The following is a 21,313-nucleotide window of genomic DNA, read 5'->3' as shown; positions in this document are numbered from 1 at the left end:
ATTGTACATCAAAGATATTCTTCGAAATATCTTGTTATCTTCTCGTGCAGATGCACACGGTCGCGTCCCAGGACGTTGTGCTTGTGCGTGGGATAGATAAACAAGTCGGGATAGGTACGGGCATCCACGCACGCCTTCATGAATGAAAGGGTGTGCTGCGGCACGCAGGTGTCGTCGTGGTCGTCGTGTATGATGAGCAGATGTCCTTTCAAGTTACCGGCAAGGTTTTTCAAGTTCGTCTGCTTGTAGCCTTCCGGGTTCGTTTGCGGAGTGTCCATATAACGTTCACCGTACATTATCTCATAGTATGCCCAGTCGATGACGGGTCCGCCGGCAACACCTACCTTGAAAATTTCGGGATAGCGCAGCATCAGCGCCGTAGTCATGTGTCCTCCGAAGCTCCAGCCGTGCACTCCGATACGCTCTCCGTCCACATAAGGCTGGCTTTTCAGGAATTCTACGCCCTTCACCTGGTCTTTGCCCTCTTCGATGCCCAGCTGGCGGAAGGTGGCGTTTTCAAACTCCAGTCCACGGTTGCTGCTGCCACGGTTGTCGAGGCTGAATAGGATGTAGCCTTTGTTTGCCATGTAGATGTCCCAGCCGCGGGCATCGTTCATCCAGCCGTTCGTTATCATCTGGGCGTGCGGGCCGCCGTATACGTAGACGATGGCGGGATACTTCTTTGCCGGGTCGAAGTCGGCAGGCTTTATCAGGCGGTAGTACAAGTCTGTCTTGCCGTCGGCGGCTTTGATGGTGCCTACTTCTATGCTGGGCATTTCAAAGCCTTCGTAGGGGTTCTTGGCTGTCAGCAGTGTGTGTTCCCATTGTTTCTTCGGGTTGGTGGACATCAGTTTTATGGTACGGGGGCAAGTGGGAGAAGAGGCATTGTCGATGAGGTAAGTTCCCATGAAGCCGGAGATTTGTGCCGAGTGCACGCCGGTTGGGTCTCCTATCAGGCTGCGTTTGCCATTCTTCAGGTTGACAGCGTAAAGGTTGCTCTGCAAAGGAGAGATTTCCGTACTCTTGATAATGAGCTCTTTCGTGTTCCGGTTAAAACCTACGATGTCTTGTACAAGCCAGGGGCCGGAGGTGAGTTGCTTCAGCAGTTCCCCTTCCGTATTGTATAGGTACAGATGGTTGAAGCCGTCACGCTGGCTTTGATAGATGAATTTGTGGCTGTCCCATGGCAGGAATAGAATGGGAGATTGCGGCTCCACATATTTGGGATGTCTCTCTTCGATGAGCACTTGTTGCAGCTTTCCGCTTTCGGCATCGTACCGGCACAGTTTGGAGTGGTTTTGGTCTCGGTTTAGCTCTATCAGATAGAGGCTTTTGCCATCCGGTGCCCAGGTGATGTTGGTGAAGTAGCGGTCTTTTGGGTCGCCCATGTCCAGGTAGATGGTCTTTTGAGTAGCTGGATTGTAGATACCTACCTTTACCTGATGGCTGAGCATGCCGGCCATAGGGTAGCGTATTTTATCCACCAGCGCTATTCTTGCCGTGATGTCAACCAATGGATAGGGGGTGACCATGCTTTCGTTCATTCGATAGAAAGCCAGCAGGTCTCCAGCAGGATTCCAGAAAGTGCCTTTTGAAATGCCGAATTCATTGCGGTGCACACTTTGTCCGCAGACGATACCTTCCGGTTCGTTGGTGACTTTCAGGGTTTGCCCGTCACTGGTCATCACATAGAGATTATTGCCGATAGTATAAGCCAAATGGCGGCTTACCTCGTTCCAATCCTCATTTGCGGCTTGGGCGGGGCAAGGCTGGCTCCAGATGACTTTTTTCTTCTTCCAGTCGACGAGGGCACGGTACTTGCCGGTGTTCAGCAGCAGGAGTGGGTCTATTTGGACTTGAATACCCTGATTGACGCCTCGGGGTACGTTGACAGCCTTTGCAGCATGAAAGTGACGCAGTTTTCCAAGTCCTTTTTCTTCCAGCAGCGCGTTGGCTTCTTCCAATGTGATGGCAGTGAATTTCTCTCCGGGCTTGGCACCTAATCCTTTGACAGCCCATGTACCTTCTATATTGTCGATGCCAAGTTCCAGACAAGCGGCATCGCCCCACCACTGGTACCACTTGTTTTCGGCAGTATGGTAGGTTTCACCTCCGGGAATAAGGTCTTCCAGGGTCGGCTTTTTCAGTTCTTGTGCCATGACGTTTGTTGTAAACAGAGCAGGCACTGCCATCAGCAGTGCAAGAATGCTCTTACTTATTTTCTTTGCATTCATTCTCCTTGTCATTGTTCGTGTTATTCTTCTTCCTTCTTTCCCGCCTCTCTTCTTTTTCTTTCCGGGTAAGACTCACCCGACTTTGTTCTGCGTTCTCCACCGAATTCGCGTCTTTCCCTCGGTCTGAATTCCCGTTTTTCCCCGTCTTTGAACTCTCTTCTTTCACGCGGACGGAATTCTCGCTTTTCGCCGTCCTTGAATTCTCTTGTTCTGCGTTCACCGTTGAATTCGCGTCTTTCGCCACTGAATTCACGTCTCTCTCCACTGAATCGGGGACGGAATTCGCGTCTTTCTCCGGGTTTGAACTCTTTCCTTTCTCCTGAAGCCGGACGAAATTCTTTGCGCTCCTTGCTCAACTCCTCGCCTTCGGCACGGAATTCCTTGTACTTTCCGTCGAAGATTTCGTACTGGCGGAATTCACATTCCAGTGCACCGTTGAATAAAGGTATCTTGGAGGTGGCTTTTAGCCCGATTTGGTCGAAGCACTCTTCGCGGTAAGATAGAACCCATGCAGTGTTGCCCGTAAAGGCGTGTTTCAGACGCTCGCCAATCATGGAGTAAAGTCCCAGCAGGTCGTTGGTAGAGATACGCTCCCCGTAGGGTGGGTTGGTGATGATGATGGATTTCTCCGCAGGTTGCTCGAATTGCTGGAAGGGTTGCAGCTTCAATACTACATCCTTGCTTACGCCGGCAGCCTTTATATTGTGTGTGGCAATTTCGTTTGCCTTCGGGCTGTTGTCGTAACCGTAAATCTTATGTGTGAATTCGCGTTCCTGACTGTCGTCATTGTATATCGTGTCGAACAGCTCTTGGTCAAAATCCACCCACTTCTCGAAAGCGAACTCCTTGCGGAATACGCCCGGAGCGATGTTGCGTGCAATCAGCGCCGCTTCGATGGGAATGGTTCCCGAACCACACATCGGGTCTATCATGTCGCATTCGCCACGCCAGCCAGTCATCAATATCATGCCGGCGGCCAGCACCTCGTTCAGCGGGGCCTCTACTGCTTCCTGGCGATAACCGCGGCGGTGCAGCGATTCGCCGCTGGAGTCGAGAGACAGCGTACATTTGGTTTCGGCAATGTGTATGTTCAGCAGCACGTCCGGTTTGTTGACACGCACGCCGGGACGTTCGCCGGTCTTCTCGCGGAAATAGTCTACGATGGCATCCTTCACCTTGTAGGAAACGAACTTGGAATGACGGAACTCTTCACTGAATACAACCGCGTCCACGGCAAAGGTCTTGTCCGTATCCAGATAGTCTTCCCATCGGATGGCTTTAATCTGTTCGTAAACCTCGTCGGCATCCTTGGCTGTGAAGTGTTTGATGGGTTTCAGTATCCGGATGGCTGTACGCAGGCAGAAGTTGGCTTTGTACATCATTTCCTTATCACCACTGAAAGATACCATGCGGCGGCCTATTTCTATTTCGTTGGCGCCCAGTGCAGTCAGCTCTTGTGCCAGTACCTCTTCCAGTCCTTGGAAGGTTTTGGCAATCATTTCAAAAGATTGTTCGCTCATCTATTTATTTACTATTTTACTGTTTTTATTCTATTGTTTATCAGTAATTTGCCTCCCGTTTGTTAGGCACTGGCGTCTGTTGGCTCAGACACCGGTGTTTGTTGTGTTGGACACTTGTGTCTGACGTGACAGACACAAGTGCCTGCCAAATGCAGCAATATTGCCTTTTAAACGGGGTTGGGGGCTTCTCATTTCTTCGCCTTTGTCTGTACAATTCTGGCTCCTGCCGGAACATCCTCCGTCACCCAGATGTTGCCGCCCACAGTGGCTCCTTGTCCGATGGTGATACGTCCCAATATGGTGGCGTTGGAATAGACTATCACATTGTCTTCCAGAATGGGATGGCGGGGAATGCCCTTGATGGGCTTGCCGTCTTCGTCCAGCGGGAAGCTCTTGGCACCGAGGGTCACACCCTGGTACAGCTTTACGTTGTTGCCGATGATGCAGGTCTCGCCGATTACCACACCCGTACCATGGTCGATGGTAAAATAACCGCCTATTTCCGCTCCCGGATGGATATCGATTCCTGTTTCACTATGCGCCATCTCGGTGATGATGCGGGGAATGAGGGGGACACCCAACTTGAGCAGTTCGTGTGCAATGCGGTAGTTGCTGATGGCTCGGATGGCCGGATAACAGCTGATGACTTCGCCGAACGACTGTGCGGCGGGGTCACCATTGTAGGCAGCCTCCACATCTGTGGCAAGCACCCGTCTCATGGCCGGCAGGTTGCTGATGAATTTGGCAGCCAATAAAGCGGCTTCTTCCCGTTGGAGCTCGGTACAACAATTGCATTCGCCATCGCCTGCAAAGCAGAGTCCGGCAAGGATTTGTTCGGTCAGCAGGTCGAACAAGCGCTCCACGTTGACACCGATATGGTAAGTCACCGTGCGGCTGTTGACCGTGGAATTTCCGAAATATCCGGGGAAGATGATGGCCCGCGCCAGTTCGATGATGTCGCGCAGCGCTTTTGCCGAAGGCAGCGGATTGCCGTCCGTATGCTGGTGAAACAGTCCCTTGTATGATTCGCTTTCCGATAGCTCATCGACTGCTTGTGTCAAAATGTGGGTAAAGTTGAGTGGACTCATTATGATATCCTTAAGTTTAAAAGTGGAGGCAAAGATAGGAAATACTCGTCAAATATCCTACATATCCCTCATTTATAGTACATATTTACCATATTTGTGGTATTTCCCACGAACCGATTTTGCGCTACTTTTGTCTTGTAAGAAATAACGTACCTCATTCCACTCCGGATTGTTAGTCTTTTCCCTTAGGGGGAATGAGGGTTTTTAAAACAGTTGGATTATGAAGAAGATAGCAGAACGCCTTACCGACCTGGTAGGCAACACTCCCTTGTTGGAGTTGAATAATTATAACAAGAATAAAAGTTTGAAAGCCCGTGTTATCGCCAAATTGGAATATTTTAACCCTGCCGGTAGCGTGAAGGACCGCGTGGCGCTTGCCATGATAGAAGATGCCGAGGCAAAAGGGCTGTTGAAGCCCGGTGCCACCCTCATCGAACCTACCAGTGGCAATACGGGCATAGGGCTGGCTTTTGTAGCCGCCGCCAAAGGTTACAAGCTGATACTGACAATGCCCGACACAATGAGTCTGGAGCGCCGCAACCTCTTGAAAGCTCTCGGTGCGGAACTGGTGCTGACTCCGGGTGTTGACGGTATGAAAGGCGCCATAGCCCGTGCCGAGGAACTGAAGGCCGCCAACCCCGGTTCGTTGATTTTGCAGCAATTCGATAATCCTGCCAATCCGGCAATGCACGAGCGTACTACGGGACAGGAAATCTGGCGTGATACGGACGGTCGGGTGGATATTTTTGTGGCAGGTGTAGGTACGGGAGGCACGGTGAGCGGAGTGGGCGCAGCCTTGAAAGCCAATAACCCGAAGGTAAGGATTGTGGCTGTGGAGCCCGAAGATTCTCCCGTACTTTCCGGCGGAAAGCCCGGTCCCCATAAAATACAAGGTATCGGTGCGGGATTTGTGCCGAAGAACTATAACAGTGCCGTGATAGACGAAGTGCTGCAGGTATCCAATGATGATGCCATCCGTACGGGTCGCGAACTGGCGAAGTATGAGGGATTGCTGGTCGGCATCTCTTCGGGGGCTGCCGTTGCTGCGGCTGCCCGCCTGGCAAGGTTGCCCGAAAATGAGGGCAAGACGATTGTCGCGCTGCTGCCCGATACGGGAGAACGGTATCTTTCGACGTTGTTGTATGCGTTTGAGGAATACCCATTGTAAGAGCAAACATTTCTGCCGGTTATCCGCTCCATCAATGTGGAGCAGGTAGCTGGCAGATGGTATTTATAGTTCGCTTGGTCTTAACCCGAACGACCGGCAGCTCATTTTCTCTACTTTCACTTCCCATATCTTGACATTGCGTACGGCAGGTTCGGCATATTTGCATTCATTCTCCGTGTATTGCTTCATCAGCATGTCGAGTACGCGTCGCTTCTCTTCCATGTCTTCCACGAAGTGTACTTTTCCATGGCAGATGACACTGCGCGACTTCATGCTATAGCTGCATGCCACTTGCCGGTGCATATAGACCAGTTCGTGTCCTTCGCAGAAGGTGATGCAAACTTGCGGGTGCTTTGTTATCATCTCCACTTTACTACCTTCCGGGCCGGAATGCAAGTATATCACTCCGTCTTGATAGGCAAAGTTCATGGGAACCGCATATGGGTTTCCTTCAAGGTCTGTGATGCCCACTATGCAATATGGACATTTGCGGATAATTTCCTCAATCTGTGTAGGGTCCGTAATAGTAATCGTTTTCATCGTGCAGGTCTCATCCCCGGTCTCTCTCTGAAAGAAAGGGATCGGGGATGATTTTAAATTATAGGGTTATTCTATACCAGTGCAAAATCCAGTTGTTTCTTCTCCAGATTGGCGCGTGCCACTTTGACGGTGATGGCGTCTCCCAAGCTGTATATCCGGTTTTTACGGCGCCCGCGTAGGCAGTAGTTCTTTTCGTCGAATTCGTAATAGTCATCGTCGAGGTCACGGATGGGAATCATGCCTTCGCATTTGTTTTCGTTCAGCTCCACGTAGAGGCCCCATTCCGTTACACCGGAGATGACACCGTCGAAGGTCTGTCCCAGGCGTTCGGTCATGAACTCTACTTGCTTGTACTTGATGGAGGCGCGTTCCGCGTTGGAGGCTATCTGCTCCATGTTGCTGCTGTGCTCGCAGAGGGCTTCGTATTTCTGTTCGGACACGGTGCGGCCTCCCTGGTCCAAATACTTGGTGAGCAGACGGTGCACCATCATATCCGGATAGCGGCGGATGGGCGAGGTGAAATGGGTGTAGTAATCGAAAGCCAGACCATAGTGCCCCACGTTATGTACGGAGTAGCGTGCCTTCTGCATGGCGCGGATGGAGACGGTTTCAATCAAGTTCTCCTCCTTCTTGCCCTGGATGTCGTCCAGCAGGTGGTTGATGGACTTGGAGATGTCGGTCTTTGTACCGCTGGTACGCAGCTTGTAGCCGAAACGGGCGATGAACTGTGCCAGGTTGTCCAGCTTCTCCGGGTCGGGGAGGTCGTGAATACGGTATGGCAACACTTTGGCTTTCTTGCCTTTGGGCACGCGGCCTATCTTTTCGGCTACGGTGCGGTTGGCAAGCAGCATGAACTCCTCTATCAGCTTGTTGGCATCTTTCGACTCCTTGAAGTAGACGCTGACGGGTTTGCCCTTCTCGTCAATTTCGAACTTCACTTCGTAGCGGTCGAAGTTGATGGCTCCTGCCTTAAAGCGGTTCTCACGCAGTATTTTGGCAAGCTTATCCAGTTGGAGCACCTCTTCCTGGAAGTCTCCTTTGCCGGTTTCTATAATCTCCTGGGCTTCTTCGTAGGTGAAGCGGCGGTCGCTCTTGATGACGGTATGTACCACGCGTGAGTTCTTCACTTCGCCTTTTTCCGTCATTTCAAAGATGACGGAGTAGGCAAGCTTCTCTTCGTCGGGGCGGAGTGAACAGATGAAATTACACAACCGTTCGGGGAGCATTGGGATGGTGCGGTCTACGAGGTAGACGGATGTGGCACGCTTCTCGGCTTCCTTGTCTATGATGCCGCCCTCTTTCACGTAGTGGGTCACGTCGGCAATGTGTACGCCTACTTCCCAAAGTCCCCCTTTCAGTTTGCGGATGGAGAGGGCGTCGTCGAAGTCCTTGGCATCCTTGGGGTCGATGGTGAAGGTGGTCACACCCCGGAAGTCCTCACGTCGGGCTATTTCCTCGGCGGAGATTTCGGCGGGTATCTTGTCGGCAGCTTTCTCTACGGCAGCGGGGTAGACATAGGGCAGGCCGAATTCCGCCAGGATGGCGTGCATCTCGGTGGTATTGTCTCCTGCGCGCCCCAGGATGTCGATTACCTGGCCGATGGGGTTCTTGGCTTTGTCGGGCCATTCCACCACCTTTACGATGGCTTTGTCGCCCGTCTTGCCGCCTTTCAACTTTTCTTTGGGGATGAAGATGTCGTTGGCAAGCGTACGGTTTTCCGTTACAAGGAAAGCGTATGACTTGGCAACTTCCAGGGTACCCACGAAGGTGTCGTTGGCACGTTCCAGTATCTCGATGACTTCTCCTTCGGCTTCGCGTCCGCGACGCTTGGCATAGAAGGCGATACGCACTTTATCATTGTTCATGGCGTGTGCCGAGTTGCGTTCGGCCACGAATATCGGTTCGCCTCCACCTTCCGGTATAAAGGAATTCTTGCCGTTGCTCTTGCGCTGGAAGGTTCCGGTCATTTCCACGCCGTGGTTGTTCAGCTTGTATTTGTGCTTGTCCACTTCTGTGATGTAGTCGTCCATCGACAGTTCGGACAAGATGTCCATGCACAGCATCTTCAGCGGATGTGTGGTGAGGTGGAGTTGTTCAAAGATGTATTTCAGGGATAATACTTCGTCTTGCTTTGTGTGGAAGAATTCCAGCAGTACTTTGACGAGCTCTTTCTTCTTCATGCGTTTGCCGGCTTTCTTTTCTTTCTTTTTGGCCATAATGTTATGATGTATTTTATGTATAAATAGAGATTCTGTGTCAATCTGTGTAATCTGTGGTGATTACCTCTTGCAAAGTAAACAAATAAATACGTTCCTTCGTTCACTCAGACTTCAAAATATTATCATTCTATTGAAAATAATGAAGGAACGACAGATTGTAATGGATTTATGTACTATATTTGCACACAAAGTGAAGATAGGCTGTACCTTAGACGAAAAGCAGATGGAAATGCAAACTCTGAACAAAAAAGCAGATGCCACACGGGAAAAAGACATTTACCGGGTGACGGTTGTGGGAAGTGTGGTAAACTTTCTCTTGCTTGTCTTCAAATTCTTTGCAGGTATTGTAGGTCACAGTGCCGCCATGCTGGCGGATGCGGTACATTCTTTGTCGGATTTCATTACAGATATTATTGTCATTGTATTTGTGCGCATCTCAGCAAAGCCCGAGGATGAGGGGCACGATTACGGTCATGGCAAGTACGAGACGCTGGCAACTGCCATTATCGGTGTCTTTCTGTTGTTTGTGGGATTCGGCATTTTCTGGAACGGGGCTTCCTCCATTTACCGTTTCCTGCAAGGCGGTTCTTTGCAGGAGCCCGGTATGCTGGCGCTGGTGGCTGCATTGGTATCCATCGTTTTCAAGGAAGTGCTTTATCAATATACCGTTTTCAAGGGTAGGAAGTTGAATTCGCAGGCGGTTGTTGCCAATGCCTGGCATCACCGGAGTGATGCGCTTTCATCCATAGGCACGGCAGTGGGGATAGGTGGAGCCATTCTTTTGGGTGACCATTGGCGGGTGCTGGACCCGGTGGCGGCGGTTATTGTCAGCTTCTTCATTATGAAGGTGGCTGTGCAATTGTTGATACCGTGTGTGGACGAACTGTTGGAGAAATCATTGCCTGCCGAGGTAGAGGATGAGATAATAAAGACAATTCTCTCTTTTCCCGGTATCAGCTCGCCGCATCACCTTCGTACGCGTCGCATCGGCAGTTATTGTGCCATCGAGGTGCATGTGCGTATGGATGGCAGCATCTCGCTGGAGGAAGCTCACGAGACGGCAACGGCGGTGGAGAACAAGTTGAAAAGGCAGTTCGGCAAAGGAACACTGGTCAGCATCCATGTGGAGCCGGTGAAGAAGAGTAACGAGGCGACAAAGTAATAAAGGAGCGCCAAGGTGACGGATTGGATGAAAAGTAATCGGATGAAAAGTAATTAGTAATTTGTAACTGAAGAAGTGAAATCGATTTTAATTACAGGAGCAAGCGGATTTATCGGAAGTTTCATCGTGGAGGAAGCGTTGAAGCGCAAGTTCGGTGTGTGGGCGGGTGTACGCTCGTCCAGCAGCCGCGAGTATCTGCGTGACCGCAAGATACATTTTCTCGAACTGGACTTTGCGCATCCCAATGAACTGAGGGCGCAGCTTTCGGGACATAAAGGGACCTACAATAAGTTTGATTATATTGTTCATTGTGCCGGTGTGACGAAGTGCGTGGACAAGAACGAATTCGATTTGGTGAATTACCTGCAGACCAAATACTTCATCGATACGCTGAGGGAGCTGAACATGATTCCCAAGCAGTTTATTTTCATCAGTACGCTGAGTGTGTTCGGTCCGGTACGCGAGAGGACCTACGACCCGATTATGGAGAGTGACCCCCCTTCACCCAATACCGCCTACGGGCTCAGTAAACTGAAAACAGAACTTTATTTGCAGAGTATTCCGGGTTTCCCCTACGTCATCTACCGGCCGACGGGTGTATACGGGCCGCGTGAGAAGGATTATTATCTTATGGCAAAGTCCATCCGGCAGCATACGGACTTTTCTGTGGGCTTCCGCCGCCAGGACTTGACGTTTGTATATGTAAAGGACATCGTGCAGGCCGTCTTCCTCGGGATAGAGAAGCAGGTGTCCCGCCGCGCCTATTTTCTGGCTGACGGGAAGGTGTATAGTAGCCGTGCTTTTTCCGATTTGATAAGGAAAGAATTGGGCAACCCGTTTGTTATTCGCCTGAGATGTCCGTTAATTGTATTGAAAGTCGTATCTTTGCTCGCTGAATTTTGGGCGAAGCGGCAGAACAAGACCAGTACGCTCAATTCGGACAAGTATAGAATAATGAAACAACGCAACTGGCAGTGTGACATCACACCGGCCGTCGAGGAACTGGGCTTCAGTCCTGAGTACGACCTGGAACGGGGTGTAAAGGAAACCATTGCCTGGTATAAGGATAAGGGATGGCTTTAGATTTATTTAAAAGGGTAGAAACCCGTAAGGGGCTTTTTGCGGTAGAGAAGATTACGCTGATATACAATTTGCTGACTTCCATTCTCATTCTGTTTCTTTTTCAGGAAATGGATCATCCGGTGCAGATGCTTGCAGACCGTGTTGTCATTGCGGGTATGACGTTCCTGCTGATGTATCTTTACCGGCTGGCACCCTGCAAGTTCTCTGCCTTTGTGCGCATAGCCATCCAGATGTCACTGCTTTCCTATTGGTATCCCGACACCTTTGAGTTCAACCGGATATTCCCCAATCTCGACCACGTGTTCGCGTCGGTGGAGCAGTGGATGTTTGGCGGACAGCCTGCTGTATGGTTCTGTGAAAGGTTTCCGCAGATGTGGGTGAGCGAGCCGTTCAATATGGGATACTTCTTCTATTATCCGATGATTCTGCTGGTGGTGGTGTGGTATTTCCTTTATCGTTTCGACCTTTTCGAGAAGGTTTCGTTCGTCATCGTCACCGCTTTCTTCATCTATTACCTTATTTATATCTTCGTCCCCGTTGCCGGGCCGCAGTTCTACTTCCCCGCCATTGGAAGCGACCATGTGGCGCAAGGTATCTTCCCGTCCATCGGTGATTATTTCCATCACCATCAGGAACTTCTTCCCGGTCCGGGCTATGAGCACGGCTTCTTCTACAACCTGGTGGAGAGTTCCCAGCAGGTGGGTGAGCGCCCCACGGCTGCTTTTCCCAGTTCGCACGTCGGAATGTCTACGGTACTGATGATTATGGCATGGCGTGGCAGCAAGCGTCTGTTTGCCTGCTTGTTTCCTTTCTATCTGCTGTTGTGTGGGGCTACGGTCTATATCCAGGCACATTACCTGATAGACTCTATCGTGGGTTTCGTATCGGCTTTCGGCATTTATATCCTGGCCACGTGGATGTTCAAGCGATGGTTTGCGCAGCCGATGTTCCGCTAGTCGGGCACGGTGATTATCTTTCCACTGTCTGTGGGTAATACCAATGTACGCGGATAAACTTCTGCCGGAAGTGAATGCTGGAAGTTTACGATGAGCTGTTTGAGTAGTTTTTTCTTTTTCATAAAGACATATTTATGGGATTCTTTCTTTCTTGGGAAGACGAATATAGGGACTTGTTTCTTTCTGCCAAAGAAACAATGTTTTTTTTCTTGCCTCTTTGTTGGCAAGGTTTTGCCTTCCCTATGGCAAGGCTTTGCCACCGCGTTGGCAAAACTTTGCCATAGGCATGGCAAAAGTTTGCCAAGGGCAAGGCAAGTGATTGGCAAAATTTCTTGCTGACAGACAGTGAGTTATGCGGATGGCAACAAAACGTGTCATCTGCGTCTGAATAGCCCCCCTCTCAGAAGCTATTCAAGAAGGGGCGTGAGGATGATTGCTCAAGTGTCGGACTCGATGGTAAAAATCGTATGCGGTTTTCTCCTATGGCAGCAACGGTTCTATCTCTTCGAAGATGCGGTACAGTTCCTCCTTCGTCTCTGCCCGCAGCATGGCTATCCGGGTGTCGCGGAAATTGGGAATCCCTTTGAAGAGCGGGCTTGCTGCCAGGTGGCGGCGCACGTGCAGTATGCCCCGTCGTTCATCCAGCAGGTTGACGCTGTCTTCCACTTCCTGGCGGAGTACGTTCAGCCGCCATTCGGAACTCAGCGGAGGGAGTTCTTCGCCCGTCTCCAAATAATGCTTCACTTCCTTAAAGAACCACGGGCGGCCGAAGCTGGCACGGCCTATCATGATGGCGTCCACACCGTAGAGGTCGAAGCATTCTTTGGCCCGTTGGGGAGTGGTGATATCACCGTTGCCGATGATGGGAATGTGCATGCGTGGGTTCTTTTTCACCTCGCCGATAAGTGTCCAGTCCGCCTCGCCGGTATACATCTGGGCGCGGGTACGGCCGTGGATGGTGAGGGCGGCAATGCCGCAGTCCTGCAACTGCTCGGCAAGGTCTACGATGATTTTACTGTTGGCATCCCAGCCCAGGCGGGTCTTCACGGTGACGGGAATCTTCACGGCATCTACCACGGCACGAGTGATTTCCAGCATCAGCGGAATGTTCTGTAGCATACCGGCACCGGCACCCTTGCCGGCAACGCGCTTCACGGGGCAGCCGAAGTTGATGTCCAGCGTGTCCGGATGTGCCTGCTCCACAATGCGGGCGGCTTCTACCATGGTGGCGGTGTCCCGTCCGTATATCTGTATGGCTACGGGCCGCTCTTCATCGCTGATGTTCAGTTTCTGCTGGGTCTTGCCTACGGAGCGTATCAAGGCATCGGCAGAAACGAACTCGGTATATACCATGTCTGCTCCGAAGTGCTTGCACATCAGGCGGAAAGCAGGGTCGGTGACGTCCTCCATCGGGGCGAGGAATACGGGGCGTGGGCCCAGGTCTATATCTTTAATCTTCATAATCTAAGCGGATTTGTCCGCAAAAGTACAGAAAAAAGCCTACCTTTGCATACTCTAATTCAAAAAGAAATGATGAAACACTCAATCAGTGACTTCGAAATCATGGCACCGGTAGGCTCGCGCGAATCTCTCGCAGCAGCCATACAAGCAGGTGCCGACTCCATCTATTTCGGTATCGAGAACCTGAACATGCGTGCCCGTTCGGCCAATACCTTCACTATCGACGATTTGCGGGAGATAGCCCGGACGTGCGACGAGCATGGCATGAAGAGCTACCTCACCGTCAATACCATCATATACGACCATGACATTCCGCTGATGCGTACCATTGTAGATGCGGCAAAGGCGGCAGGTATCTCGGCTGTCATTGCCGCCGATGTGGCAGTGATGAGCTATGCCCGTCAGATAGGGCAGGAGGTACACCTCAGCACACAGCTCAACATCAGCAATGTGGAAGCCCTGCGCTTCTATGCGCAGTTTGCCGATGTGGTGGTGCTGGCGCGTGAGCTGAATCTGGAGCAAGTGGCAGAAATCTACCGCCATATCCGTGAGGAGAATATCTGCGGTCCCAGCGGAGAGCAGATACGTATAGAGATGTTCTGTCACGGTGCCCTTTGCATGGCAGTCAGCGGAAAGTGTTATCTCTCATTGCATGAAATGAACCACTCCGCCAACCGCGGTGCCTGCATGCAGGTATGCCGCCGCAGCTACACGGTGCGCGACAAGGAGACGGATGTGGAATTGGAGGTGGACAACCAGTACATCATGTCCCCCAAAGACTTAAAAACTATCCACTTCATGAACAAGATGCTGGATGCAGGTGTTCGTGTTTTCAAAATTGAAGGACGTGCCCGCGGACCCGAGTACGTGCGCACGGTAGTGGAGTGTTATAAAGAAGCCATTCGTTTCTATCTGGACGACACGTTCACCGATGAGAAGATTGCCCGGTGGGACGAACGTTTGAAGACGGTCTTCAATCGTGGTTTCTGGGACGGCTACTACCTGGGACAACGCTTGGGCGAATGGACCAAGAACTACGGTTCTGCCGCTACGGAACGTAAAATCTATGTGGGTAAGGGTATCCGCTACTTCTCAAACATCGGTGTGGCGGAGTTCCTGGTAGAAGCAGCCGAAGTGAGCGTAGGCGACAAGTTGCTGATTACGGGTCCCACAACGGGTGCCGAATTCGTCACTTTGGACGAGGCACGCGTCGATTTGAAACCCGTGCAGACTGTAAAGAAAGGCCAGCATTTCTCGATGAAATCGGTGAAAATACGTCCCAGCGACAAACTCTACAAGCTGGTCAGCGTAGAAGAACTGAAGAAGTTCAAAGGCTTGGATGTGGAGAAACAACGTGGCTAAGTATCAAATAGTAAATAGTCCAATAGTAAATATGAATTATATCTATGAACTTCCCATGAAGGTGCGCGACTATGAATGCGACCTGCAAGGCATCGTCAATAATGCCAATTATCAGCATTATCTGGAGCATACGCGCCATGAGTTTCTGTTGAGTGCCGGCGTCAGCTTTGCCGGACTGCACGAGCAGGGGGTAGACCCGGTAGTGGCACGTATCAATATGGCTTTCAAGACTCCCCTGAGGAGTGGTGACGAGTTTGTTTCCAAACTTTATATGAAGAAGGAAGGCATCAAGTACGTCTTCTATCAAGATATCTTCCGTGTTTCCGACGGTAAGGTCTGCCTCAAAGGCGTGGTAGAGACCGTGTGTGTAGTCAATGGCCGGTTGAGCGACAGCGAACTGTTCGACCGCCTTTTTGCCCCTTATCTCAACCCGTGTAAGTCCGTGTAATCTTTGGTGGAATGAACAGTGACGAACGGATTTGCAGTATAGCTCTCACACTTTGCCCCGGTATAGGACATATCGGGGCAAAGCGTTTAATAGAGGGTATGGGCAGTGCTGCCGAAGTATTCAGTCGGCGGAAGGAGCTTCCCGAAATCATGTCCGGTGTGAATCCGGGGGTAGTGACGGCTCTTGATTGTCCCGCTGCCTTTCTGCGTGCCGAGCAGGAGATGGAGTTTGTAGAGAAGAATCGTCTTTCCTGCCTGACGTTGAAGGATGAGGCTTACCCTTCGCGCTTGCGTGAATGTGAAGATGCGCCGATTGTACTTTTCTTTAAAGGAAACACCGATTTCAACCGCCTGCATGTCATCGATATGGTAGGTACACGTCGTGCCACCGATTACGGCAAGCAATTCTGTATCGACTTCCTGCGCGATTTGGCCGTTCTTTGTCCCGATGTGCTGGTAGTAAGCGGACTGGCCTACGGGATAGATATCCATGCCCATCGGGCCGCTTTGGCAAATCATCTCCCTACCGTTGCTGTCCTTGCTCACGGACTGGACCGCATCTATCCGTATGTCCACCGGAAAACAGCCATCGACATGCTGGCACAAGGCGGACTGCTGACCGAATTCCTTACCGGGACGAATCCGGACAAGCATAATTTCGTCAGCCGCAACCGTATTGTGGCGGGTATGAGTGATGCTACCATTGTGGTGGAGTCTGCCGCAAAGGGAGGTTCCCTTATCACTGCAGAGTTGGCGGAGGGATATCATCGTGACTGTTTTGCTGTTCCGGGACGTGTTACGGACGAATCTTCCATCGGTTGCAACCGGTTGATACGCGACAACAAGGCTGCCCTTATCCAGAATGCGGAAGAGTTTGTGCAGATTATGGGCTGGTCCGTAGCGGAGCAGCCTGCCCGGACAGAAGGTATTCAGCGTAATCTCTTCCCGGAACTGACGGAAGAGGAGGAGCTTGTTGTACGCATCCTTATGCGGCAGGGAGACCTCCATATCAATGCGATGGTGGTGGAAGCGGATATACCCGTCAACCGGATGAGTGCCTTGCTTTTTGAACTGGAGATGAAAGGAGTGGTCAAGGCAATGGTGGGCGGTGTCTATCATTTGCTGACCTAAGCGCAGCAGGTCTCTTGCCTTATATGGACGGTTGCCCGTATTTCATGATGAACTTTTCCGGATGGTCCGTCGCTATGATGTCTACCCCCAGGTCGACCGCCTTCTGGTTCTCTTCCGTCTTGTCGTCCAGCCCCAGGACAAGTGCCAGTACCTGCAGGTTGTGCTCGCGGCATTTCTTTACGAATTGCGGGGTAAGGGAGTCAATCCAGACGACAGCGATGTCGGGATGCAGTTCCTTTACGACATGCTCTATGTCCTTTTCACTTTTGATGTAGGCTTGCAGGGTTCTTACCTCGGGTGCCATTTTTCTGAAGCATTTGGCATGATACTCCTTGCTGAAGGTGAAGTTGCAGTTTTCCAGCATGCCTTCGTCCTTTATCAGATTCAGTAATTGGTGCAGACCGCCGTTGCGGTAGTCGATGGTGATTCTTAAACCGTGCTCTTTGGCCTTGCGTAGCAGGTCGGTAAGGCGTAGTACCCGTTGTCCGGCAAATCGGGGCGCAAACCAAGAGCCGGCATCCAGTGTGTCGATGTCGGCGGACAGCCATTGGGAGATGGCGCCGGTACCGTTGGTGGTACGGTCGAGGGTGGAATCGTGCAGTACGTAGAAGACACTGTCCTTACTGATGCAGACATCGCATTCTATATTGCCTACACCGTATTTGATGCACGAATCTACGGATGCCATTGTGTTTTCGGGAGCAATGGTGGCCGCACCACGGTGTGCGCTGGTCAGGGGTATCTTGGTGGTGGCAGGCCGTTGGGAACATCCTGCGGTAAGTAGGATTATGGAAAGCAATGCGAGTACCGGTTTTTTCATAATGGGCTCAAGTGGTGATGTTTTCTTCTTTAACAGTTATAAAAGCCATCGAAGATAGCTATTTTTTGTCATTCGGAGAAACGTATGGGTATAAAAAAAGGAGTACCGCCGTACTCCAACCTTTGTTAACCTTAAATCTAATACTATGAAAAAAATCACATTACAAATGTAAGGTTTCCATTGTTATCTTCCAAATTTCAGAATGATTCTGCTACTTCTTTTGTATTTCTTTCACTGAATTTTACTGTTTTCGCACACGGATTGACTTTTTGAGAGAGTATGGAAAGAATCTATTCACAGCGTCCCGGATAAGGCAAAAGTTGCAAATCTGTTTCAATCGTTTCACAGAACCTTTCAGCCTTTGAAAAGAGTGATGGAAAGTGGATTTTATTCGGTAATTATCTTCTACTTTTGTTTGTATACAACGCGAAATTATGGGAAAACGCATTCTTATATATGTTCTTTGGCTACTCCTTTTTTGCATGATGTCGGGGCAGGTAATAGGGCAGAATAAGTCGGCGGAATCTCATAGCCATACTTGTAAAACGGTGCTGGCGTTAAAAAATAATTTGCTTTACGACCTGGCCTTGGCTCCGAACATAGAAGTGGAGCTGCCATTGAGAAAGAGGTGGTCTTTGAATGTTGAGTACAAATGTCCTTGGTGGTCTGACAGCGGATGTGGTTTCTGTTATCAGTTCCTTTCGGGAGGGACAGAGGTACGTTACTGGTTGGGAAACCGCTATACGCATGGAATATTGTTCGGACATTTCCTGGGAGCATATGCCGAAGGAGGTACCTATGATTTTCAGTTGAAAAAGGAGAAGGGATACCGGGGGAAGTATTACGCTGCTGCTGGAATAACTTATGGATATGTGCGTCCACTGGCTCGGCATCTGGCGATTGAATTCAGTGTGGGTATTGGATACTTGGATACGGAGTACCGGAAATATACTTCTTATGGAAATGACTTGGTTTGGGTCAGGAGTGGAAAGTATCGCTTTATCGGGCCGACAAAAGCAAAAGTTTCTTTGGTGTGGCTTCTAACGTCGGGGAGATGAGTGGTATGAAAGATGCACGGCATATGATTCTCTGGCTGTTCTTCGGACTGTTGCCAATGCTGGGAAGCTGTGACTTCCGCGATATGCTGGATGATTATCCCGTTAGCGGAGTACAGATTAAATTGGATTGGAAAGGGGTGACGGATAAGCTGCCGCAGACCATGCGGATTATCTTCTATCCGAAAGATACTCAGAGGAGAAAGGTTGAAAGTTATCTGCCTGCCGAAGGGGGTGAGGTGAAGGTACCGCCGGGGAGGTATGCGGTGGTGGCCTATAACTTCAATACGGAGAGTATACAGATACGGGGCGACGAGAGTTATGAGACGATTGAGGCTTTTACGGGACACTGTACGGGGCTGGATATACACGAAGATATGGTTTGGTCGCCCGACCCTTTGTATGTGGTGGCTTTGGACGAGGTGGAAATAAGGCAGAGTGATGTGGCGCTTCCGTTGAACTGGAAGCCGGAAGCGGTAGTGAACCATTATTCCTTTGATATAAAGGTGGAAGGATGGGATAGAATATCGAGCATCATCTGCCATGTGGACGGCTTGAACGGAAGTTACTTTATAGGCAACCGTGCTTGCCATTTGAGCGAGGTACCTATATGTGTGAATACAAAGCGTGAAAACGGGCTTTTATGGGGGTATTTCTCCAGTTTTGTATTACTGAAAGATGCCAAGACCCGTGCGGATAGTCCTATGTTGCTGACATTGAAGATTGTGAAACGAGATAAAACGGTTCAAGAGGTGAAGGTGGATATCACGGAAGTGATTGAAACAGCTCCTCCCTCGGGAGGAGGCGAAGAAGAACCTGATGTGGGCGTTCCTGGGTCGGAAATCCATATCGAGGTTCCCGTACCGGAGGACAAGGTTGTGGTGGATGATTTGGAACCGGGAACCGATGAAGGAGATGGAGGGATTGGTGGCGATGTGGATGATTGGGATGATGAGACGGATGTGGAGCTACCGGTGAATTGATAGCAAACAGACAAATAAATATATTAACTTTAATAACAGACAATTATGAAGAAGGTTTTATTTTTGGCTTTGGCTGCAGCAGCAGTAATGAGTTGCTCGGAAAGTGAGGAGATAGAGAATGCCGGACAAAAGGCGGAGATTAAATTGGGAACAGTAGTGGGTAACACTACGAGAGCCGCAGTGACTGATTTGCCGGAATTGCAGAAGGTAGGGTTCACTGTGTATGCTTATAATACGGGAGCAACAACAATGGCCTCTGTTGCGACTTTTGATGCAATGAAGGAATTCATGGCAGATGTTAAGGTAACTTATAGTGCTCCCGACTGGAGTTTGACTGGGGGAACATATTATTGGCCAATGACGGATAACTTGCAGTTCTTTGCTTACGGGAATCCGGGTACCGGGGCCTTGACGTACAATCAACCGGCTGCTGGTGCTATATATCCTTCCATTACTTATACGGTAGCGGATGTAGTTACCCAAACGGACTTGGTAGCCGCGAAAGCGATGGATGCAACCAAGGCATCAAATGCCAGTGGGGTATCTTTGAAATTCGGCCATATACTGACGCAAATAAATTTCACTGTCAAGGCAGCCGACGCTTTGACTTATAAACTGAAAACACTTACAATATCCGGTGTGCACAATAAGGGAACTTATGGTTTTGATGATTCAACATGGAAGTCACAGGAAGGAACGGCTACTTATGCACATACGATTGACGGTGGTGCATTGGAAGTGAATACAACGGGTGTGGAAGTGAATACAGCCTGGATGTTGATGCCCCAGACGTTGGATACGAACGCCAAAATCAATGTTGTCTATGACATCTATGAGAAAGACGTTCTTCTTGATACTGTAACTTCCGCCATTGACTTGGATGGTACACAAGCCTGGGGTGAAGGCAAAAAGATACGTTATACGCTGACGCTGGCCAATAAGGCGGCAAAAGTAACCTTTGTACCTGAAGTTGGTCCGTGGAGTACGGCTGATGATACGAATGTGGAAAAATAAAAGGCAGTATCCATAATTTTGTGTAAATAGAAACGGGTACTGTCCGCAAAACTGAATTGCTTCTATTTTATTCATTCCCCGAGACTTCTTTATGAAAGTTTTCGGGGAATGTTTCTTTTATGAGTATTATTTATCTATTTTTGTCACTGCAACAAACAAACAAATCTACTTGCCGATGCCCAACTCTTCTGCTTGCGGAGGTAAAAAACAATGCGCTCAATGTCCCAAGGCTGTGGACAATGCAATAATATATGCTTCTCACCCCAGAGGATTCCATCTGCCGGCACGGAAGTGTGAGGAAAATATTGTAATTTTTCTGCTGCAAGGAGAAGTGCTTGTTAACAGTAAGGAGTATGCGGGAACTGTGTTGCATGCAGGTGAGTTCATCCTTCAAGCTATTGGTTCCAAGTACGAAATACTTGCCATGACGGATGTGGAATGCGTTTGTTACCGGTTCAGTAAGCCTGAATTCTTCTGTGAGGACCGGTATAACCATATCATGAAAGAGATTACCCCTCCATTGATATTCTGTCCTTTGACCATTACTCCCGAATTGCAGCTCTTTCTGGAAAGTTCCAAGGCCTATTTGTCCGAGGAGAAAATTTGCCGGGAAATGCTTTGTTTCAAACGAAAAGAACTTGCTTTCATTCTTGGAAATTATTACTCCGACTATGAGCTTTCCATGCTGATACATCCTCTTGCCCAGTATACTAATTCCTTCCATTACTTTGTCTTGCAGAATCATGCCAAAGTCAAGACAGTAGAGAAATTTGCCCAGCTGGGAGGATATACAGTGGCTACTTTCCGGCGTATATTCAATTCTGTTTTTCATCAACCGGTGTACGAGTGGATGATGGAACGGAGGAAGGAAAGTGTGGTTTATGAACTTCGTTATACGGATGCTTCCATATCAGAGATTTGCTATAAATATGGCTTTGAATCGCTGCCTCATTTTTCCAATTTCTGCAAAAAGAATTTCGGGGCTTCTCCCCGTAGCTTGCGTGCCGGCAATTTATCTGAAGTAAGCGGCATGTCATAAAAAAACTCCTCCGGCGGTTTCCCGGCAGAGG

General features: G+C 49.9%; 18 protein-coding genes and 1 pseudogene. 11 read left to right on the top strand and 8 right to left on the bottom strand.

Annotated elements, in window-relative coordinates; genetic code table 11:
- Window positions 1–8 precede the first annotated feature (8 nt).
- The 3 genes from ITJ87_RS03410 to epsC form a co-directional block, all read right to left on the bottom strand.
- Window positions 9–2,234 (bottom strand): DPP IV N-terminal domain-containing protein, encoded by a 2,226-nt coding sequence (locus ITJ87_RS03410; RefSeq protein ID WP_117964988.1) that lies wholly within the window; start codon window positions 2,232–2,234, stop codon window positions 9–11.
- Window positions 2,235–2,254: 20 nt separating this feature from the next.
- Window positions 2,255–3,754: a THUMP domain-containing protein gene (locus ITJ87_RS03405; RefSeq protein ID WP_117601066.1), complete on the bottom strand. Its 1,500-nt coding sequence runs from the start codon at window positions 3,752–3,754 to the stop codon at window positions 2,255–2,257.
- A gap of 188 nt (window positions 3,755–3,942) precedes the next feature.
- Window positions 3,943–4,842, bottom strand: a complete 900-nt coding sequence (gene epsC, locus ITJ87_RS03400) for a serine O-acetyltransferase EpsC (protein ID WP_117601067.1) — start codon at window positions 4,840–4,842, stop codon at window positions 3,943–3,945.
- Window positions 4,843–5,062: 220 nt separating this feature from the next.
- Between epsC and cysK the strand changes: the two genes are divergently transcribed.
- Entirely contained in the window at window positions 5,063–6,010 is a 948-nt protein-coding gene (gene cysK / locus ITJ87_RS03395) for a cysteine synthase A (RefSeq protein ID WP_117964986.1), read from the top strand.
- Window positions 6,011–6,073: 63 nt separating this feature from the next.
- Here the strand turns inward: cysK and ITJ87_RS03390 are convergent, their stop codons facing one another.
- Complete coding sequence (locus tag ITJ87_RS03390) at window positions 6,074–6,550, bottom strand: pyridoxamine 5'-phosphate oxidase family protein (RefSeq protein WP_117601069.1); 477 nt, start codon at window positions 6,548–6,550, stop codon at window positions 6,074–6,076.
- 71 nt (window positions 6,551–6,621) lie between these two features.
- Window positions 6,622–8,766, bottom strand: coding sequence for a ribonuclease R (gene rnr, locus ITJ87_RS03385; RefSeq protein WP_117964984.1), 2,145 nt, complete (start codon window positions 8,764–8,766; stop codon window positions 6,622–6,624).
- A gap of 226 nt (window positions 8,767–8,992) precedes the next feature.
- Here rnr and ITJ87_RS03380 point away from each other — a divergent pair, with 226 nt between their 5' ends.
- The 3 genes from ITJ87_RS03380 to ITJ87_RS03370 all read left to right on the top strand — a co-directional run bounded on the left by ITJ87_RS03380 (window position 8,993) and on the right by ITJ87_RS03370 (window position 11,970).
- The gene (locus ITJ87_RS03380) at window positions 8,993–9,931 is read left to right on the top strand and encodes a cation diffusion facilitator family transporter (RefSeq protein ID WP_117601096.1); all 939 of its coding nucleotides are present in this window, start codon (window positions 8,993–8,995) and stop codon (window positions 9,929–9,931) included.
- Between the two features lie 75 nt (window positions 9,932–10,006).
- Window positions 10,007–11,014: an NAD(P)-dependent oxidoreductase gene (locus ITJ87_RS03375; protein WP_117964983.1), complete on the top strand. Its 1,008-nt coding sequence runs from the start codon at window positions 10,007–10,009 to the stop codon at window positions 11,012–11,014.
- Window positions 11,005–11,970 (top strand): phosphatase PAP2 family protein, encoded by a 966-nt coding sequence (locus ITJ87_RS03370; protein WP_005830954.1) that lies wholly within the window; start codon window positions 11,005–11,007, stop codon window positions 11,968–11,970. Before ITJ87_RS03375 ends, ITJ87_RS03370 begins: the two co-directional genes overlap by 10 nt.
- On the opposite strand, the gene ITJ87_RS18880 is transcribed toward ITJ87_RS03370, so the two are convergent.
- Both ITJ87_RS18880 and dusB read right to left on the bottom strand, forming a co-directional pair.
- On the bottom strand, window positions 11,967–12,092 hold the full coding sequence (locus ITJ87_RS18880) for a hypothetical protein (protein ID WP_005834280.1): 126 nt from the start codon (window positions 12,090–12,092) through the stop codon (window positions 11,967–11,969). The genes ITJ87_RS03370 and ITJ87_RS18880 overlap by 4 nt on opposite strands.
- 358 nt (window positions 12,093–12,450) lie before the next feature.
- Window positions 12,451–13,431, bottom strand: a complete 981-nt coding sequence (gene dusB, locus ITJ87_RS03365; protein ID WP_005834282.1) for a tRNA dihydrouridine synthase DusB — start codon at window positions 13,429–13,431, stop codon at window positions 12,451–12,453.
- A 69-nt stretch (window positions 13,432–13,500) separates the two neighbouring features.
- Here dusB and ITJ87_RS03360 point away from each other — a divergent pair, with 69 nt between their 5' ends.
- The 3 genes from ITJ87_RS03360 to dprA are packed head-to-tail and all read left to right on the top strand — an operon-like array spanning window position 13,501 to window position 16,371.
- Window positions 13,501–14,793: a peptidase U32 family protein gene (locus tag ITJ87_RS03360; protein ID WP_117964979.1), complete on the top strand. Its 1,293-nt coding sequence runs from the start codon at window positions 13,501–13,503 to the stop codon at window positions 14,791–14,793.
- A 31-nt stretch (window positions 14,794–14,824) separates the two neighbouring features.
- Window positions 14,825–15,241, top strand: coding sequence for a thioesterase family protein (locus ITJ87_RS03355; protein ID WP_117601073.1), 417 nt, complete (start codon window positions 14,825–14,827; stop codon window positions 15,239–15,241).
- An 11-nt stretch (window positions 15,242–15,252) separates the two neighbouring features.
- The gene (gene dprA, locus ITJ87_RS03350) at window positions 15,253–16,371 is read left to right on the top strand and encodes a DNA-processing protein DprA (protein WP_117964977.1); all 1,119 of its coding nucleotides are present in this window, start codon (window positions 15,253–15,255) and stop codon (window positions 16,369–16,371) included.
- A gap of 19 nt (window positions 16,372–16,390) precedes the next feature.
- On the opposite strand, the gene ITJ87_RS03345 is transcribed toward dprA, so the two are convergent.
- Complete coding sequence (locus tag ITJ87_RS03345; protein ID WP_117601075.1) at window positions 16,391–17,191, bottom strand: glycerophosphodiester phosphodiesterase family protein; 801 nt, start codon at window positions 17,189–17,191, stop codon at window positions 16,391–16,393.
- A 518-nt stretch (window positions 17,192–17,709) separates the two neighbouring features.
- On the opposite strand from ITJ87_RS03345, the pseudogene ITJ87_RS03340 reads away from it, so the two are divergent.
- The 4 genes and pseudogenes from ITJ87_RS03340 to ITJ87_RS03325 all read left to right on the top strand — a co-directional run.
- A pseudogene (locus ITJ87_RS03340) lies at window positions 17,710–18,249 on the top strand (DUF3575 domain-containing protein); the annotation flags it as partial.
- Window positions 18,246–19,229 (top strand): DUF5119 domain-containing protein, encoded by a 984-nt coding sequence (locus ITJ87_RS03335; RefSeq protein ID WP_117601077.1) that lies wholly within the window; start codon window positions 18,246–18,248, stop codon window positions 19,227–19,229. The pseudogene ITJ87_RS03340 and the gene ITJ87_RS03335, both read left to right, overlap by 4 nt.
- Before the next feature lie 45 nt (window positions 19,230–19,274).
- Window positions 19,275–20,243 carry a fimbrillin family protein gene (locus ITJ87_RS03330; RefSeq protein ID WP_117601078.1) on the top strand — a complete coding sequence of 323 codons (969 nt, stop codon included), beginning with the start codon at window positions 19,275–19,277 and terminating at the stop codon, window positions 20,241–20,243.
- A gap of 175 nt (window positions 20,244–20,418) precedes the next feature.
- Window positions 20,419–21,282, top strand: a complete 864-nt coding sequence (locus ITJ87_RS03325) for an AraC family transcriptional regulator (protein WP_117964974.1) — start codon at window positions 20,419–20,421, stop codon at window positions 21,280–21,282.
- Window positions 21,283–21,313: the final 31 nt, after the last annotated feature.

This window comes from Bacteroides sp. HF-162 (genome assembly GCF_015679285.1).
GTDB lineage: Bacteria > Bacteroidota > Bacteroidia > Bacteroidales > Bacteroidaceae > Bacteroides > Bacteroides uniformis.
This window is presented reverse-complemented; position numbering and strand designations above follow the sequence as displayed.